Source organism: Erwinia phyllosphaerae, assembly GCF_019132875.1.
GTDB classification, from domain to species: domain Bacteria; phylum Pseudomonadota; class Gammaproteobacteria; order Enterobacterales; family Enterobacteriaceae; genus Erwinia; species Erwinia phyllosphaerae.
Genome location: NZ_JAHSPF010000004.1, coordinates 92,346 through 108,421, shown reverse-complemented (window position 1 = coordinate 108,421; position 16,076 = coordinate 92,346). Strand labels below are relative to the sequence as shown.

The following is a 16,076-nucleotide window of genomic DNA, read 5'->3' as shown; positions in this document are numbered from 1 at the left end:
GAGCGCAAAATAAAAGCAAAGAGAAAAAAGCAGGCACAGAAAAAAAGCCCACGCTAATAAACAGAGTGCTTTTTTCAAAAGATCAGACTCCCTTCAACAGATATAAGCCTGACATCACCATTATCAGGTAAATAAAAATAACGCTGCCCGCGAGAACGGGCTTGTTCAGAAAAAAAGCATAACGCGTCAGGCGTGACTCACCTTCGCTGGCGGTAACATTTATCAGTCGGGTTGCGCCGGCGTCTTGCCACTCCTCAGGAAAACAGTCACGCTCTGCCGCAATGCGCTGTTGCAACAGGTTTTTATCTTGCCAGGCATAGATGCCTTTAAACCCCAGCAACAGGCAAAAAAGATAAACCTGGCGCAGCGGCCAGTTTTTTTTATTGATTTTTTCAAAGCGGGAAAAAAAATCACTGCCGCCAATGGCCGTATCAAATAATCGCGTTTGCAGAAGATTCCTTCGCCAGCTGTCAATCCATTCTGGCGATGACTGCAATACCAGCTCATCAAACCAAACCACCACGGCAAAACAGGCACTGCGGCAATCACCCTGAGCAAAATATTGCTCAGCCGCAGCCATGGAGCGGGAAATATCCGTCATTATCTGCTGCTGGAAAAGAGTAAATTCAGGATGTTTTTCCGGCGCTAATTTAAAACTTACGCCCGTTTTAAAAACCGGCAAATAGCAGTTCAGTAACGATTTCATTCGCCCTCCATACAGACAAGCTGTACCAGCAAATCATCAGGCATATCGGGGGAGTAAAAGGCAATGCTGCGGTTCGTTTCGACCTGCTGCCAGAGTTCGCCATCGCGCCGGATAAAATAGCAGGCGGTATCGTTACGGTTTGGCACGCCATGAGGGATTTCCGCGCAGCGCGTAATCGGAATACCCGGTAGCGCATGCTGGATGAGATCGTCAATGGCTTCTCGTGCAGCAAGCTTGAAATTGCCCGTCTGGCTGAATCGTTTATCATCAAAAGCAATCTGCGAGGATCGCAGCATCAGCAAAATTTGGCCTTTTTTACCTGCTGCGACCTCTTCCAGCGCGCTGCTGTAAATGCCTTTTTCGTGACCCAGCCTGATATAAGTGTTGTTTTCCAGTACCAGATCGTTGATCAGCGCAAGCAACGTCTGCCGCACGCGGCTGAAGCTATGACAAAGCTGATAGTGATCGTAGCGCAGCGCTGCGTGCTCTTCTCCCCGCCATTCTCCCAGGCAGGAGCAGCTGTCGCTGAAAGAAGAGAGATCGCCCGTCAGCTGGCAAAGCAGGTTGTAGATTTGCCACGGATGAACCTGCTGCGCCTCAATATAGTTTTTTAATATCGGCAGCGCCCGGTTCAGTGAACGGATGGCGAGCAGCTGGATTAGCTGATTACCGCTTTCACGGCGGCTATTGAGATGCGCGGTACGCTTATACTCCTCCAGCTTTTTGGTGCGGGCGCTAATTTCAAAATAGAGTGAATCGATCAGGTAGGCGAGCGTGGGCGATCCGCGTAGCGTAACGGCCGGGGCCGAAAAGTCGGGATCGCAAATCACTTTTTCACCATCGTGGCTGAGACGGATCAGCGGCAGATATTCGCAGTCCACCGCGCTCTCTTTTTCCGCATCCGTCAGCAGCTGCACGTTATAGCTCAGCCGGGTAACTGCCGCGTCAGGCGCGTGATCGTAAACATCCTTCATCATCGTGGCTTCGCCACCGCTCAGCCAGCGCGTACCGGCACGTTCGCCCTCCTTTCCCGGCAGGGTTACGTTGCGATGCACGGGATCAAAACGCTTCAGGGCCAGCCAGAAGGTCAGCGGCCGATCGCGATGTTGCCACAGGTCGCGGAAGTCCCTTTTTGCTATCTGACAGTTGCCCGGATACTGTAGATAATCGCCGCCAGGCATCAAAAACCGAAGATTATCAACGCTCAGGACGGCGTCTTCCAGCGCTACACTATTTATAGTCACCTCGATAATCCCCACGTTATAGGGTCGGGCCAGCTGGTTGTAGCGGGCATGCAGCCAGGCATTATGCAGGTCTAAAGACTGAAAATGCTGTGGCTGTAAATAAAGGCCTGAGTGCCAGTAAATTTGCTGCTGTTCCGGATACATTACTGCTCCTTGCCGTGGCCCGCCGGGCTGATTATTTCATTACGCAGAATGCTGCGGCTGCCCAACGTGACAGAAACGGTAAGCGGCAAGAGTTCGGCATGCTTCACTTTTTGCCACCAGCCCGTGGTGTAAATGCGCTCGGGAAGAGTAAAAGTGACGGCGTGCTGCCTGTCGGGAAACGGGTAATAGCCTGCGACCAGCGCAATATGCCGGGCGTTCATTACCCTGTCGATATGCAAGGTGGCGGTCTGGCCCGGCATCATGACGTAGCGGTCAATGTTCAGCAGAGCCTCACCGGCATCGGAGCCCATAAACAGCCCTTTCAGCATGGCGGGGTTTTCCAGTAACTTATGTAAGGCTGGTTCATCTGCCGCTTGCAGAACCAGAACGGTACAGCTGGTGGCCAGCTCGTTAACCTTATTTAAATCGGGGCGAGCGTTTAGTTTTATCGTAATAGCACTGCTGGCAAAAACGGCGTCTGCGACCGGCGGCGTAGGCTCCGGCTTACTGGCACAGCCGGACAGCGCCAGCAGCAGTAAAATGTTCAGCGGGAAGTTAATGCTCATTCTTTTTCCGGCCCGGTTAAAACGTTATGAATAGTTTGCAGCGTGCCGTCGTCCCGCAGCATCTCCTCTAACCATTCGGTCAGCGTCATATTTGCCCAGCGCGCCGCACGCTCCATTAAAAAAGGAACGGGACTGGAAGGCTCCGTCTGGCGAAAAAAATGGGCGATGGTTAACATTTGTGTGATAGCAAGATCGCGAGACATTTTCTGGCTGGCAACGCTCCCGGCCAGCGGTACCGCGCAATTCTCTTCACCGCTGGCAGCCAGTACGTTCTGCTGCATGATGTCGTCAATGTCAGCGTCATCGGTAACGGGGGCAACATGCTTATAGAGTCGTCCCGTCAGCGCCTGTAACTCTTCAAGGATCTGGCACATGTGCGGCATGGCGGCGTGTTCCAGCCTGCCGACATGCTGATAACTGGCGATAAAATGGTGCAGCCCATCATCAAGCTGGTGAAGATCTGCATCCAGCGCGGCAATCCTTTCCGGCGAAAGCTGGCTTACCCACCGCTGGTAATTCTCCATCGTATAATCATCATCCTCCTCCTCGTCACTTGCCTCTTTCAGCGTCATCAGATGCTCGTGGGCCAGGACCTTCTGCCAGTACTCGAGCGAGCTTTCTGGCTTTTCCAGCAGTGGTCTGGTGACCAGCATTTGCGCCAGCTGCCGGTCCAGCCGACTGAAAATAGCGTGGCGTATCGCCATGTTATCCTCGCTGTTTTCCGGCCAGCCGCTCTCCCAGTAGCCTTCGATAAAACGCGCTAAAAAGTAAAAGCCGCGCGCCGCGCCGGCAATCCCGTTTTGTTGCGCCAGCCCTTCAACCAGCCAGCAGGCCACCTGCATATCCTTGCTGCTGTCGCGCAACACCTGGCTGCTGAGCCTGATAACTTTTGGCCAGTCCGCCTTACGCAAGGTGGTGCTCCACTCATCCTGCGGTAAATAATCGGGATCGCTTTCGCGCGCCTGGCGAATGTCTTCGTATACCTGCTCGTATTCAACATTTATCCCTGCCGGCGCACTGCCCGAAACGGGGGCCAACAGTAAATCCAAATCGTTATTCATTAGCGGTCCATCAGGAGATCAGTACGGTTGGGCAGCCAGCGACAATGGTGCCGCCGTGCGCACAGCTATCGCCCATGCGGGCTGCGGGTTTGCCACCGATAAGCACCTTAGCGCTTCCGACAACAACGCTATCGGGCGGCCCAACGCAAACCGCGGCCGATCCCATACCCGCTGCCGGTACACCGCCTATCAGCACGGTCGGCGACGCCGGGGCGAGAATGGGCCCGCCGACGTGCGGAATGGGCGGGACGCCTGGCGTCATCATAGGGCAAACGTGCATATCGCCGACTCTGGCTGCAGGAAGTCCCATTACGCCACCTCCATGTTATAGCCACGGGAAAAAAGCAGTTTTGCTCCTGCAACCGGTGGATTATCTGCGGCAAGTGAAACGCTGAGTAGTTTGACTGCGGTGCACAACATTAGCGGCGCAAGGTGCTTTTCGGCATAGACCGGTTCGCATTCCGGTGGCGTCAGGCTACCGTCCATCCAGAACAGCGCCAGGCCGATGGCGCCCAGAGGCGTCGCAAAACCTAACGATTCAGCCTGCTCAAAAATATGACGGCGAGCAGCATCATTGCGCTCCTTCAGCCAGCCGCGAATAGCGTTGACGCAGGTCTGCTCTTCGCTATCTGCGCCATCCACAATAATGGGCAAGACTTTTTCGAGCAGCTCCTGTACAGGCACATTCTCAACCCAGTATGCCAGCGCATCTTCCCAGCGCCGGGTCGAAAGCAGCATGGCAATGTTTCCTTTAAAACCGGCCGCATGCTCAAGGAGAGCAAGCCCTCCGGGTGATATCATCGTCATCACGCTCTCCTTAACCAATCATGACCACGCCGCCTTTGACCTGAGTCATGCCGCTTCCTTTCACCGTGACCATAGCTCCCCCAAGCTCCGCCGTGCCTTTGCCTTCAATTTTGAGTACGGTGCCGCTCAGCGTAATGCCCGCGGGCGTAATAGATATCTTGTTACTGCCGACTTTTAACTCGATGGACTGCGTTGATTCAATCACGCAGCTTTTATCTGCTTTAACGGTGCTGCCGCCGCCGCTAACGTTCAGACTATGATTGCCGCCGCTCAGGCTCTCTTTCTGGTTGCCTTTCACCTCCAGGCTGTAGTCCCCCTTATCCAGCTTCAGGACCATCTTTCCTTGCTTGATCTCGGTCGAGAGATTCCCCTGTTCGAGCGTCAGCTGATGGTTTCCCTGACATAGCGTCAGGCTTTCATCGCCCTTGCTGATCTCCGTAGTACGGCCCGCACCGATAGTGTTTTTGACCTCGTTAGCGATTTCTGCGATCAGATCGTTTTTGATCTTTAACAGCAGATCTTTTTGCGAAACGATCAGCAGCTTTTCCTCACCTTTGCTGTCATCAAAGCGCAACTGATGTCCCTCTTCTGCATTGCCGTCCAGGGAACTACGTGAGATGAAGCCGGCCTGGTTTTTCTCCTGCGGTAGCGCCAGAGGCGGCTGGTTTTTGCCGTTGTAAACCGTGCCGGTCACCACCGGGTAATCCGGATTACCGTGTATAAAACCGATCAGCACTTCGCTGCCGATACGCGGAATAAACAATGCCCCAAAGCCGCTGCCGCTCCAGGGCTGAGATACGCGAACCCAGCAGGAGCTGCTGTCGTCATAGTTGTTATCAGCGTCCCAGGGAAACTGAATTTTGATGCGGCCATATTTATCAGTATGAATCTCTTCTGCCGCCGGGCCCACCACGGTCGCGGTAAGCACGCCAGCGATTTGCGGCACGGGCGTCTGGCAAGGTGGACGCCAGGTCAGCGAGCTGTCAAAAACCGTGGCGTGACAGTGCAGTCTGTGGGTCTGGTTTTCCAGATTATTGCTGACCGACAGCCAAAGGCTGCTGATGTTGAATTCGCCTTTGACAGAGGGATGTCCGACCGGGGAGATTTTTTCACCGCAGCTCAGCCACCAGGCCTGAAGCTGGACTTCGCTGTGCTGGGTTTGCGCCTCAAGCTGTTCCATCTTCAAACGTGCGGCGGCCTGCAGCTCATCGCGTTTGCTCAAACCATGGGCATCAATAAAGCTGACGCCGTCAACGCCGTTTTTATTGCCCTGGCATTCGCCCTCTACCGCTTTTGCCTGCTCGACATTAAAAGATTTGTACTGTACACAAGCCGCCGTTAGCGACATTGCGCCTTTCCAGCTAAGGATACCGCCGTTATTCTCGCTCCCTGCGAGTTGATGCCAGGGCAATGCGGCGATGGCCGCGGCGTGATGGCCGGAGGGGTGATCGACCAGAATTAAGGTATGTTGGCTGGCCGTATGGCTGAAGAAGTAATAGATCCCTTCCGATTCCAGTAAGCGGCTGATAAAAGCAAAATCGGATTCACGATATTGAATACAATATTCGCGGGGCTGATAGCTTGCCTGCAGGCGTAGCTCAATATTTTTAATATTATTGCGGCGCAATATCTGGCAAACCAGGTCGGGCACGCTGATATGCTGAAACACGGCCAGATTGCAGCCATGCTGCAACAATGCTAAATGCGGCTGTAGCGTTGCGCTATACAAACAGGCCGCCTCATCATCGGTAACCATCGCCAGATCGGTAAGCACACCATGCAGATAGCGGGAGTGGTTGCCTTCGCCGATCTGACAAGCCAGTTCGGTGCCTAAAAGCGCTTTAGTCTCTTCCAGCGACAAGGCGGAATAAAAACTGATTCGCCACTGATAAGGCGTTGCAAGCCGCTCTTCTCCTTCCGCAGAGAGAATGACCAGTGACTGTGCCTTAGCGCTGCAAAAGCGCAGAAAACGATCTTTTGCCATTAATGACATTTTTGCTCCTTTTCCTGCCAGGCAGGTAAGCGAATACGGTGATAGCCTGCGCCGGGCTGGCCCAGGCAGAGATCCCGTCCGAGTTGTCCGTTTCCCGGCCCGATGCTGTTTTGCCTTCCACCTTCAATCAGCACGTCGATAATAATTTTCAGTCCCGGACCGACGTAGTCCCGGATGCTCTGCCACAGACTGTTGTAGCGGTCACCTTCCGGTAAAAACCTGTCCGCATCGCGTAGCGGTCCCAGCGTGACGGTGAAGCTGGCCGCCATATCCAGACACACTCTGCCGATCATCGGGGCCTGCCCCAGCGTTTGCTCAGGACGGCCCAGGCAGCAGCACTGCTCTGGCGACATTTCTTGCCAGCCACCGGTAAAAGGCGTCACGCTGACCGGCACGGCATAACGCGTGCTTAGCCAGTTTTCCAGATGAACCAGCGAACGCAGCGGATTAGCAAAAAAACCGGCAAAGGCCTCCTGCTGAAGCGTTGGCGCAGACTGCATAACGCCAGCCAGCCCGCGGATCGCTTCGCTTAACGGCAGCCGATCGCTGTTTTCGTAGCTCGCGCAAAAGTGATATTTCAGCCAGGCCTGATAACGCAGCTGGTACAGGCGGTTATTGAACATATCCAGGAAGGCTTTAGCCGCCGTGTCGCCGTAGCGGTAATAACGTCCGATCAGCCATTCGGTATAAACCGCAGGCAATGCGCCCAGCGCGCCAGTCAGCCCGTGAACCTGCACTTCAATCTGCCACAGACCATCCGCTGTTTTCGTTATTGCGCCTGTTTCACCTTCCGGCGCATCCAGCGACAGCGGCGACGTAAACCAGAGGCGGCTTTTTAGTGCCGCCAGGCGTTGCGAACCTGCACAGGGAGAAAGCTGGCGTAACATCAGGCGCACCTGCTGGCAAAAGTGGTGCTTACTTAAGACCTGGCTTAAATCCACGAAAGCCTCCCTGCACGTACGGGCCAGCAGCGCCGGAAATCTTCATGATGTTCGATAGTGGTAATGACTTTAGAAAAGCTATTGACCGGCGCGTAGAGAGCCAGGAAATGCTCAATAAAACGGCAAAACAGGAAATATCCCAGCTCATCCGCTGCCGCTCGGTAGAAAGTAACTTCGATTTCAATCCCACGGGCCAGCGATCGCGGATCGTGACTGATTAGCCGAGCCATCACCGGCGTAACTTCTATCTGCTTAATCAGGTCAATGAGCCGATCGTTATCGGGATTGGCACCGGCGCTGTAGAGCGACAGCGTTTCTTTCAGCACCGCTACGCCGTTTGGGCCGCTGATCAGCATATGGTTGAGTGATAAATGTGAAATTAACCGCCAGCGCGAAGCCTGCTTTAACGGCCGGGGAACAGAAAGCGTAGGCCGGGTTAAGGCGACAATTTTAACTGCCGCCACCGGCAGCTCAGCATCAAAATCGCCCTGCGGATGTCCATTTTTCATGCTGGCGGGAATATCCTGGTCATAACAGGTTAATTCCAGCCCAATTAAATCGCTTTGCGGCGCAAGCGGACGCTCGCTGCGGTCGGAAAAGGCGATAAACATTGCCGAAGCTTCGCCTCTGTTCGTCAACGTCTGACGCTGGATGCTTTGCCAGAAAATGTCTGGTTCCCTGTCGCTGGCAGAACGATCCAGGCCATATAACGGTGCGATGCGTCGAGGCAGACTTTCATTGCCCTCTTTATGCATGGCGGAAACGTTATCGATTGACCACACGGCAACTTTATCGGCACAGCGTACATCGGGAATAACGGGATATTCAGCATTCTGTAGATGCGGAATAATCGGTTCAGCACGCAAGGAGAAAAGGTTGACGGCTGGCGTACAGTGCAGGCGGAAAAAGGTTTTATCGATCGCGGGCGCAATATTTTCTGGCTTATGGCGCATCGCGTCCTGGCGAAAGCGAAATGACAGCGTTATCGTTTCCTGACTGCCGGCAGAGAAACCAGAGGGTAACCTGAAATCCAGAAAATGAAATTTTTGCGGATATAAAAAATAGTCCTGCAATAATGTATAAACCGGTGAAATGCCCGGATCGGCTTCAAGAATACCCTCGCCTTTTTGAAAACCCACGGGCTGAATATCCGCCGCGCCAAGTGGAAAATAACGCTCAGCACACAGCAAAGAAAAATGCTCTACGCCATCGCACAGCAGACTATAAAGAAGGCTGACGGCCATATTGCCGCCATGCAAAAAAAGACGAAAAGAGGATGCGTTAAAAGTTGCGCCGGGCCAGACTTTAAGACGCAGCGTCAGATGCCACTGCATAGTATGGGTATCATACTGTAACGCCGCCGCTTCGGTCGTTAGCGGTTGCAGCATAACGGGATATAACGTTTTAAAACGACAGGTGTGGCCGCTCGTATCACGTGAATACAACGGAGTTCCGGCGGCTAGCTCGCTACCGGTTTTCAGACCGCTGGTTTTGCTGTCCGCGTTCATTTGCACAATACAGACAGACGGCCAGGGACGCAGAAACTGCGGAGCCAGGGCGGTTAAAAGCGCTTCCGTTACCTCCGGCATATCCTCATCCAGCTTCTGCTGAATTTGCGCGGTCACTAACGCAAAAGATTCAATGATGCGCTCAACGTGAGGATCTTCAGAATAGCCGCCGGACAAACCAAGCCTGCGCGCAATCTTCGGAAAATGGCTGGCAAAGCGTTCACCATATTTGCGCAGATAGCTCAGTTCGTTTTGATAATACGAAAGCAGTTTTTTCGCCAGCATCTTTCTTCCTGTTATGCACGTATTGAAAAGTTGCCGAGCAGATCGTCCCACTCAAGAGGTAAGTAAACGCCGTCACCATTCATTTCTGCAGTAATAATAAAAACGCTACAGCCCTGGTTTTCATCTCCCTGAGTTACGGAAATATTTTTAAACCTTGGTTCAAAAAGCCGTAGCGTTTTAAGCAGACGGGCCTGCATTATTGCAACACGTTCTGTTTTTGACAGGCCATCAGGGAAAATATCGCTAATACCATAATTAATGACTGAACGGCACACTTCAGGCAAATCATTGACGTGATAATCACGCGGGCGGCTCGATAAAAGCATCAGAATTTCTTCTGCTAAATCCAGCTTTGGACCGGGTTCATGCGTACTCTGATTTTTAGGATCGTTATCCGCCAGCATACTTAACAACATAGAATGCCTTTTGTGCTCTCAGCCGTTAATTATAATGAAGTATTCGCTACGCGGTCCCAGCCTACAGGTCCCTGCTTGCCAATCTTACCGTCTGATTTTGCCATGTTGGTTTCATATTTAATGGTGCCGTAGGCAAAAACCAGTGACTCAGAACCTGTTCTTCCCGTATTTCCCACGTCAATGTTGTGAGAGCATATAACACAATTTTCAATGGTAATACGCATGCTTTCACTGCGTTTCTCATTGATTACCTCGGTGTGTACAAAGACGATCTTTTTAATATTTGTACCTTTAGGGACACTGGTAAAAAAGGAAGTTGACGTCGCATCAATCCCTTTACTGATGCTGATTGGCGAAAAATAAGGGTTACTCCCCTTCATTTGACCACTGGCCGACTCAATATTAGATTCATTCATTGACTGAATGCTGAAGTTTTCAATAACAATCCACTCTTTGTAATCCTTATCGCTACAAGATCCTTTAATACCGTCAACCTGCATAAATAAATGATTAACTTCTGACATCGCATTTTCCTTTTAAAGATTATTAACTACCTGCGGACAGGGATACGGATACTACCTGATTAAAACAGTTTAACCGCCAGCGGAAGCAGGCAACTCTGCAACCAGACGAAGAGACATGCCCAAACCTTCCAGCTGGAAATGGGGACGCAGATAAGCGATTGCTCGATAAGTTCCCGGACTGCCAGGCACTTCAACCACGTCTATTCTGGCTTCGCGTAATGGATGGCTGGCTTTAATATTCATACCAACATTGTCAGAACCAACAACATACTGGTTTATCCAGGTTTGTAAAAATTGCTGACATTCCGTTCGGGACATAAAGCTCCCCACTTTGTCCCTTACTATTGCTTTTAAGTAATGGGCAAAGCGTGAAGTGGTTAAAATATACTGAAGCTGGCTTGAAAGACGCGCATTAGCGTTTGCCAGATCGGAATCATATTTGCGCGGTTTGTTAGCCGACTGTACGGCAAAGAAAGCAGCGTAATCGGTTCCTTTGCAGTAAACCAACGGAATGAAACCTAACTCCGCCAGCTCTTTTTCCCGGCGGTCGGAAATAGCGACCTCCGTCGGACAGTGGGTAATTTTTTCTCCGGTACGGGAAACATAATTATAAACCGGCATGGACTTCACCAGGCCACCGCCTTCTACGCCGCGAATCGCCGCTGACCAGCCATACTCTTCAAAGGCGCAAACAATGCGGCCCGCCAGTTCGTAGGCGGCATTTACCCAAAGATAGCTGGCTCCCTGACTCTCTTCATCAATTCGCTCCTCAAAACAAAACGTTTCAACCGGCGTAGTTTTAGCCCCGTAAGGCAGTCGTCCGATAACACGAGGCAGCGTAAGTCCGACGTAGCGAGCATCATCGCTTTGCCGGAAAGAACGCCAGCGAATATAGTCCGAAGTATCAAACATTTTGCCAAGATCGCGCGGACGAGGCATCTCCTGGAAGGAGTTCATGCCAAACATGCCGCTGGAAACCGCCGTCAGAAAAGGAGCATGGGCGGCTGCCGCCACGTGTGAAATTTGCTCCAGCAGATAGAGATCTTCCGGCATGGCATCAAATTCAAAATCACCGACAAAAGCCGAATAAGGTTCGCCGCCAAAGGTACCGTACTCGCTTTCGTAAATACTTTTAAATAAAACGGACTGGTCGAAATCTGAAGCTGTTTTGAAATCCTTAAGTAGCTCCTTTTTTGAACAGTTAAATAAGCGGATACGCGTATTTTCCGTTACGCTGGTTTGTACCAGCTTATGTAAGCCACGCCAGGAAGACTCCAGTTTTTGGAACGCGCTGTGCTGCATAATCTTGCTGATCTGCGCCGACAATATGTCATCAATGGCTGCAATACGGCTTTCAATGCTGCCAACCAGATCGTTACTGACAATCACGGCGCCTGAAGCAACTTCCGTCAAAAAGCTATCAAGCTGCGTTTTCAATTTATCGCGGTCAGCTTCACGGCGAACGGCCTGGGTACGGTCGATAATTTGATCGAGATAATCGGCATTGCCCGCAGCAGCGGCGCTTTCCTGCATTTCCTGAACGCTCATTACTCTTGTCCTTCTTTATTATCCAGGTTTTCCGGTTGCTCTGCCGCCCGGCTCGCCAACAATTCCGCCAGCTGTTCCTTCAGGCGATCGTTGCTGGCCGTACGGTTGCGTAAATCGCTTAATTGCTCACGCAGCGCCAGTAATTTCCTGAGAGGTTCAACCTGCATGGCAACGCTTTCCGGAGAGAAGTCTTCCATTGAATTAATATTAAGCGCGACGGCGAGCTTGCCTTCCTGGTCATTAAGTTCATTATCCACCAGCATTTCCAGACTTAACGTCATGCCAGCCATCACCTCGTCAAAATTATCTTTATCAATATGAACAAATCGCCGGTCACGCAGCGGTGTTTCATCCTGCGAAAACTCGCCAACGACACCAATCACCAGCGGCAGCTCTTTTTGCGATTGCGCGCCGCCAGTTTCTACGTCATAGGTGATTTGCACTCGCGGAGGCCGTGCTTTTCCCAGTTTATGTTGGGTGTTATCCATTTTCTTTTTTCCAGATATGAGTTGATGGCAAATGTCTGGCCGGATAATTGCTAATGCCGCGCGAGAATCTGTGCAACACTGAATCCCGAAGCACAGAAACGACAATATTTTTTATTGTCTGCTTTAATCTCCGGCCTCTGGCTTTCCAGCCAGCTGAAACGCAGTTGTATTACTGCTTGGGTGATATCTATTGTGGTATTAGCTTCTTTGAAAAGAGGGTTAATGTCTATAATTTTAATCTTTAGCTTTATAATTTAAATGAAGTTTTTATTTTCTGATATTTTCAATACGACTTAAGATAGCGATTATATTTAATTAAAAAATTAAACGCGCATACTTATAAAGACAAAAATAACTTCAGCCCGATCGTCACAGCATAACTTAAAATCTTACAGCCTTTTCTTTATTATCTTTTAAGCACATCAGTGAAAATTTAATTAATATTTTTTCCTGCGCGGACATTATCGCAAAGCTTGCCCTCTTTGTGGCGCTGCGTTGTAAATCAAAAGTAAATGACGTATAACACTCACCACCGAGGGGTGTCCTTTAACGGGCTGAGATGGCGCAAGCCGAACCCTTTGAACCTGATCTGGGTCATGCCAGCGAAGGGACGGACTGGTCTCCACATCGCCAGACAACGCCTGTTCCCGCGCCTGCCCGGATCTCCATGTTTAAGGAGGTTCCGTGGATTTATACCAACGATTACGCCAGCAGGCTGGTGCTCACTGGCAGCACTATGTCGCTCATCCTTTCCTCCGTCAGCTGGCTGACGGCACGCTTCCCGCCACCGCGTTTCGCCGCTATCTGTCTCAGGATTATCTGTTTCTCATCCACTTTGCGCGCGCTTATGCTTTGCTGGCCAGTAAATGCCATTCGCTACCCGAACTGCGTGCTGCCAGCCGTTCTCTTAATGCCATTATTAGCGAGCTGCCCTTACATGTAAGCTATTGTGCGAGCTGGGGAATTCCTGAGGAAGAAATGGCGCAGGAAACCGAAGCGCCGGAAACGCTTAACTACACCCGTTATGTGCTTGATATCGGCCATTCTGGTGATGCGCTAGAGCTACTTACCGCGCTGCTACCCTGCGTGGCGGGCTATGCAGAGATCGGCGCTGGTTTACTGAACGACAAAAAAACCGTCCTTATTGATAATCCTTATGCGCCATGGATTAAGAATTATGGCGACGTCGAGTATCTGAACGGCGTACAGGCCTCGCTGGCGCTGTTTGAGAAACTGGCCGTTGAGCGTGGAGGGGAAAGCCGCTTTCCGGCGCTGGCAGAGATTTTTACCACGGCAACCCGTCTGGAAGCGGCGTTCTGGCAAATGGGCCTGAACGCCTGCGCTTCGCCGGAGCAGCCATGACGCCCGGCATCATCGTAAACGACCTTAGCTTGGCCTTTGCAGGGAAAACCGTCTTTAGCAATCTGAATTTTACTGTCGCTGGCGGAAGTTTCGTGTCGCTGCTGGGTGCCAGCGGCGTGGGAAAAACCAGTCTGCTGCGGGTAATAGCCGGACTTACCGCGCCAACAGCCGGAACGGTGATGGGTAGCGACGGTCAGCCCATTGTTAAACGCATTGCCTGGATGGGGCAAAAAGATCTGCTCTATCCATGGCTGAACGTTATCGATAACGTGACCGTGGGCGCACGTCTGCGCGGTGAAAAAGCCGATCGGCAATGGGCTGAGCATTTGCTGGAGCGCGTAGGCCTGGCAAACCTTCACCACGCCCGACCCGCGACGCTTTCCGGCGGAATGCGCCAGCGGGCCGCGATCGCCCGCACGCTGTATGAGCGCAGGCCAGTTGTGCTGATGGATGAGCCTTTTTCCTCACTGGATGCCATTACCCGGGCTGCCGTTCAGGAGCTGGCTGTCGAGCTTCTCGCGCAGCATACCGTTCTGCTAATTACGCACGATCCTGCCGAAGCCTGTCGACTCAGCCATCGCCTGCTGGTGCTTTCCACCTCCGGCCTTAACGAGGTACTGCTGAGCGCCGACGAACTCCCCCGTTCACTTGATAATCCTGCTTTATTACAAAGTCAGGCCGCGCTTATGCAGCAGTTAACAGAGACGACCAGATGAAAGCCTCATTGCGTCGCACCCTGACGGTATTTGTCGGCTTGATAACCCTGTGGTGGCTGATCACGCTCGGCACTATTCCCGCTTTTTTACTGCCTTCGCCAGCCTCCGTGGCCCGGGCGCTATGGATTAATCGGGACTATCTGGCTTATCACACCATGACTACCGCAGCGGAGATCGCCTGCGGCATGGCAGTGGGCGTCGTCCTTGGCTCTCTGCTGGCGTTATTAATGATCTTCTCGCCTCGTCTGCAGCGCTGGCTGATGCCGCTGGTGTTAACCAGCCAGGCCATCCCCGTCTTTGCGCTCGCGCCGCTGTTGGTACTCTGGTTCGGTTTTGGTATGAGCGCCAAAGTAGTAATGGCCGTGCTGGTGATTTTTTTTCCGGTCACCTCTGCCTTTTTTGACGGCTTGCGGCGGGTCAGCCAGGACTACCTCGATCTGGCCAGCACCATGGGCGCTTCCCGCTGGGCGATACTGCGCCATGTCCGACTCATGGCGGCACTACCCGCTTTCGGTTCCGGCTTGCGCATGGCCGCGGCGGTAGCGCCGATTGGTGCCATTATTGGCGAATGGGTAGGTTCCGCGCAGGGGCTGGGTTTTGTGATGCTGAATGCCAATGCTCGTATGCAAAGCGATCTCTGCTTTGCGGCGCTGCTGATTTTGATTGTGATGACGCTTTCGCTTTGGGCGGCAACGGATGCTTTATTGCGGCGGCTGATTGACTGGACGCCCGAACATAATTAAACGCTAAGGGAAACAATGATGAAAAAAATCGTTCTGTCTTTACTATTGCCCGGTTTCGCGTGCATCGCTCAGGCAAACGCGGCGGAAAAACTCACGCTAATGCTCGACTGGTACGTTAATCCTGACCATGCACCGATTATGGTCGCACAGCAAATCGGAGCTTTTAAAGCTCAGGGGCTGGATATTGATATTATACCGCCTTCGGATCCGGCCTTGCCGCCCCGGTTGGTGGTAGCGCATAAGGCCGATCTTGCCGTTACCTATCAGCCGCAGCTGCATTTTTTTGCCGACCAGGGGCTGGGGCTGGTACGAGTAGCAACATTAATAAACTCACCGCTTAATACGTTGATGACGCTGGATAAAAATGTTCACTCACTGTCAGATCTTAAAGGAAAATCCGTGGGTTACTCCGTAAGCGGCATTGAACAAGCTACGCTCGCCACTATGCTTGAGCACGAGCACCTGAAAGCAGACGACGTAAAGCTGGTGAACGTAAATTTCCAGCTAACCAGCGCGCTGCTGACGGGCAAAGTCGATGCAGTAATTGGCGGCTACCGCAATATAGAAGCACTGGAGGTAAAGTTACAGGGTCACGAACCGCATGTGTTTAACGTAGAAGATTACGGTGTGCCGGCCTACGACGAGCTGATTATCGTTGCAAGGCGTGATGAGGTCGCAAGGCCCGCGATCAAAAAGTTTCTGGCAGCTTTAAAGCAAGGTAGCGACTATTTGCAGGCGCATCCGCAGGAGAGCTGGCTGGCTTTTGCCAAAGCGCACCCTGAACTTGATACCGAGCTAAACAGACAGGCATGGGTGAAAACACTACCGCTGTTTGCCCGCGATCCGGCCCGTCTGGATCGGCAGCGCTATCAGCACTATGAGCAGTTTCTGTTTACCAACAGGCTGATCAAGAAAATCACGCCGGTTGATGACTATACGGCTGAAATTCAGTGAGTATTTGCACTGACTTTACCGTTGATTTGAAAATACGCTGGACAACCCTGCAAACTCTTCTGGTAAGGTA

At 52.1% G+C, this 16,076-nt stretch carries 17 protein-coding genes and 1 riboswitch; of the genes, 4 read left to right on the top strand and 13 right to left on the bottom strand.

Annotated elements, in window-relative coordinates:
- Positions 1-82 precede the first annotated feature (82 nt).
- The 13 genes from KUE00_RS08850 to tssB form a co-directional block, all read right to left on the bottom strand.
- The gene (locus tag KUE00_RS08850) at positions 83-706 is read right to left on the bottom strand and encodes a DotU family type IV/VI secretion system protein (RefSeq protein WP_246759426.1); all 624 of its coding nucleotides are present in this window, start codon (positions 704-706) and stop codon (positions 83-85) included.
- Positions 703-2,094 (bottom strand): type VI secretion system baseplate subunit TssK, encoded by a 1,392-nt coding sequence (tssK, locus tag KUE00_RS08845; protein WP_246759425.1) that lies wholly within the window; start codon positions 2,092-2,094, stop codon positions 703-705. Before tssK ends, KUE00_RS08850 begins: the two co-directional genes overlap by 4 nt.
- A complete protein-coding gene (locus tag KUE00_RS08840; RefSeq protein WP_246759424.1) occupies positions 2,094-2,660 on the bottom strand; it encodes a type VI secretion lipoprotein TssJ in 567 nt (188 codons plus the stop codon). Before KUE00_RS08840 ends, tssK begins: the two co-directional genes overlap by 1 nt.
- Positions 2,657-3,721, bottom strand: a complete 1,065-nt coding sequence (tssA, locus tag KUE00_RS08835; protein ID WP_246759422.1) for a type VI secretion system protein TssA — start codon at positions 3,719-3,721, stop codon at positions 2,657-2,659. Before tssA ends, KUE00_RS08840 begins: the two co-directional genes overlap by 4 nt.
- A 10-nt stretch (positions 3,722-3,731) precedes the next feature.
- The gene (locus tag KUE00_RS08830; protein WP_246759421.1) at positions 3,732-4,031 is read right to left on the bottom strand and encodes a PAAR domain-containing protein; all 300 of its coding nucleotides are present in this window, start codon (positions 4,029-4,031) and stop codon (positions 3,732-3,734) included.
- Positions 4,031-4,528 (bottom strand): DUF6931 family protein, encoded by a 498-nt coding sequence (locus KUE00_RS08825; protein WP_246759420.1) that lies wholly within the window; start codon positions 4,526-4,528, stop codon positions 4,031-4,033. The genes KUE00_RS08830 and KUE00_RS08825 overlap by 1 nt, the downstream gene beginning before the upstream one ends.
- A 10-nt stretch (positions 4,529-4,538) precedes the next feature.
- Entirely contained in the window at positions 4,539-6,521 is a 1,983-nt protein-coding gene (locus tag KUE00_RS08820; RefSeq protein ID WP_246759419.1) for a type VI secretion system Vgr family protein, read from the bottom strand.
- Positions 6,512-7,462: a type VI secretion system baseplate subunit TssG gene (gene tssG / locus KUE00_RS08815; RefSeq protein WP_246759418.1), complete on the bottom strand. Its 951-nt coding sequence runs from the start codon at positions 7,460-7,462 to the stop codon at positions 6,512-6,514. Before tssG ends, KUE00_RS08820 begins: the two co-directional genes overlap by 10 nt.
- Positions 7,453-9,255, bottom strand: coding sequence for a type VI secretion system baseplate subunit TssF (gene tssF / locus KUE00_RS08810; protein WP_246759416.1), 1,803 nt, complete (start codon positions 9,253-9,255; stop codon positions 7,453-7,455). Before tssF ends, tssG begins: the two co-directional genes overlap by 10 nt.
- A gap of 11 nt (positions 9,256-9,266) precedes the next feature.
- Entirely contained in the window at positions 9,267-9,671 is a 405-nt protein-coding gene (locus KUE00_RS08805) for a GPW/gp25 family protein (RefSeq protein ID WP_246759415.1), read from the bottom strand.
- Positions 9,672-9,700: 29 nt separating this feature from the next.
- Positions 9,701-10,195 (bottom strand): Hcp family type VI secretion system effector, encoded by a 495-nt coding sequence (locus KUE00_RS08800; RefSeq protein ID WP_246759413.1) that lies wholly within the window; start codon positions 10,193-10,195, stop codon positions 9,701-9,703.
- 69 nt (positions 10,196-10,264) lie between these two features.
- On the bottom strand, positions 10,265-11,743 hold the full coding sequence (gene tssC / locus KUE00_RS08795; RefSeq protein ID WP_246759412.1) for a type VI secretion system contractile sheath large subunit: 1,479 nt from the start codon (positions 11,741-11,743) through the stop codon (positions 10,265-10,267).
- Complete coding sequence (gene tssB, locus KUE00_RS08790) at positions 11,743-12,231, bottom strand: type VI secretion system contractile sheath small subunit (protein ID WP_246759411.1); 489 nt, start codon at positions 12,229-12,231, stop codon at positions 11,743-11,745. Before tssB ends, tssC begins: the two co-directional genes overlap by 1 nt.
- A 525-nt stretch (positions 12,232-12,756) precedes the next feature.
- A riboswitch (TPP riboswitch) is annotated at positions 12,757-12,859 on the top strand.
- 56 nt (positions 12,860-12,915) lie between these two features.
- Here tssB and tenA point away from each other — a divergent pair.
- The 4 genes from tenA to KUE00_RS08770 are packed head-to-tail and all read left to right on the top strand — an operon-like array spanning position 12,916 to position 16,006.
- Entirely contained in the window at positions 12,916-13,593 is a 678-nt protein-coding gene (gene tenA, locus KUE00_RS08785) for a thiaminase II (RefSeq protein WP_246759410.1), read from the top strand.
- A complete protein-coding gene (locus tag KUE00_RS08780) occupies positions 13,590-14,309 on the top strand; it encodes an ABC transporter ATP-binding protein (protein WP_246759409.1) in 720 nt (239 codons plus the stop codon). The genes tenA and KUE00_RS08780 overlap by 4 nt, the downstream gene beginning before the upstream one ends.
- The gene (locus KUE00_RS08775; RefSeq protein WP_246759408.1) at positions 14,306-15,052 is read left to right on the top strand and encodes an ABC transporter permease; all 747 of its coding nucleotides are present in this window, start codon (positions 14,306-14,308) and stop codon (positions 15,050-15,052) included. Before KUE00_RS08780 ends, KUE00_RS08775 begins: the two co-directional genes overlap by 4 nt.
- A 15-nt stretch (positions 15,053-15,067) precedes the next feature.
- The gene (locus tag KUE00_RS08770) at positions 15,068-16,006 is read left to right on the top strand and encodes an ABC transporter substrate-binding protein (protein WP_246759407.1); all 939 of its coding nucleotides are present in this window, start codon (positions 15,068-15,070) and stop codon (positions 16,004-16,006) included.
- Positions 16,007-16,076 lie beyond the last annotated feature (70 nt).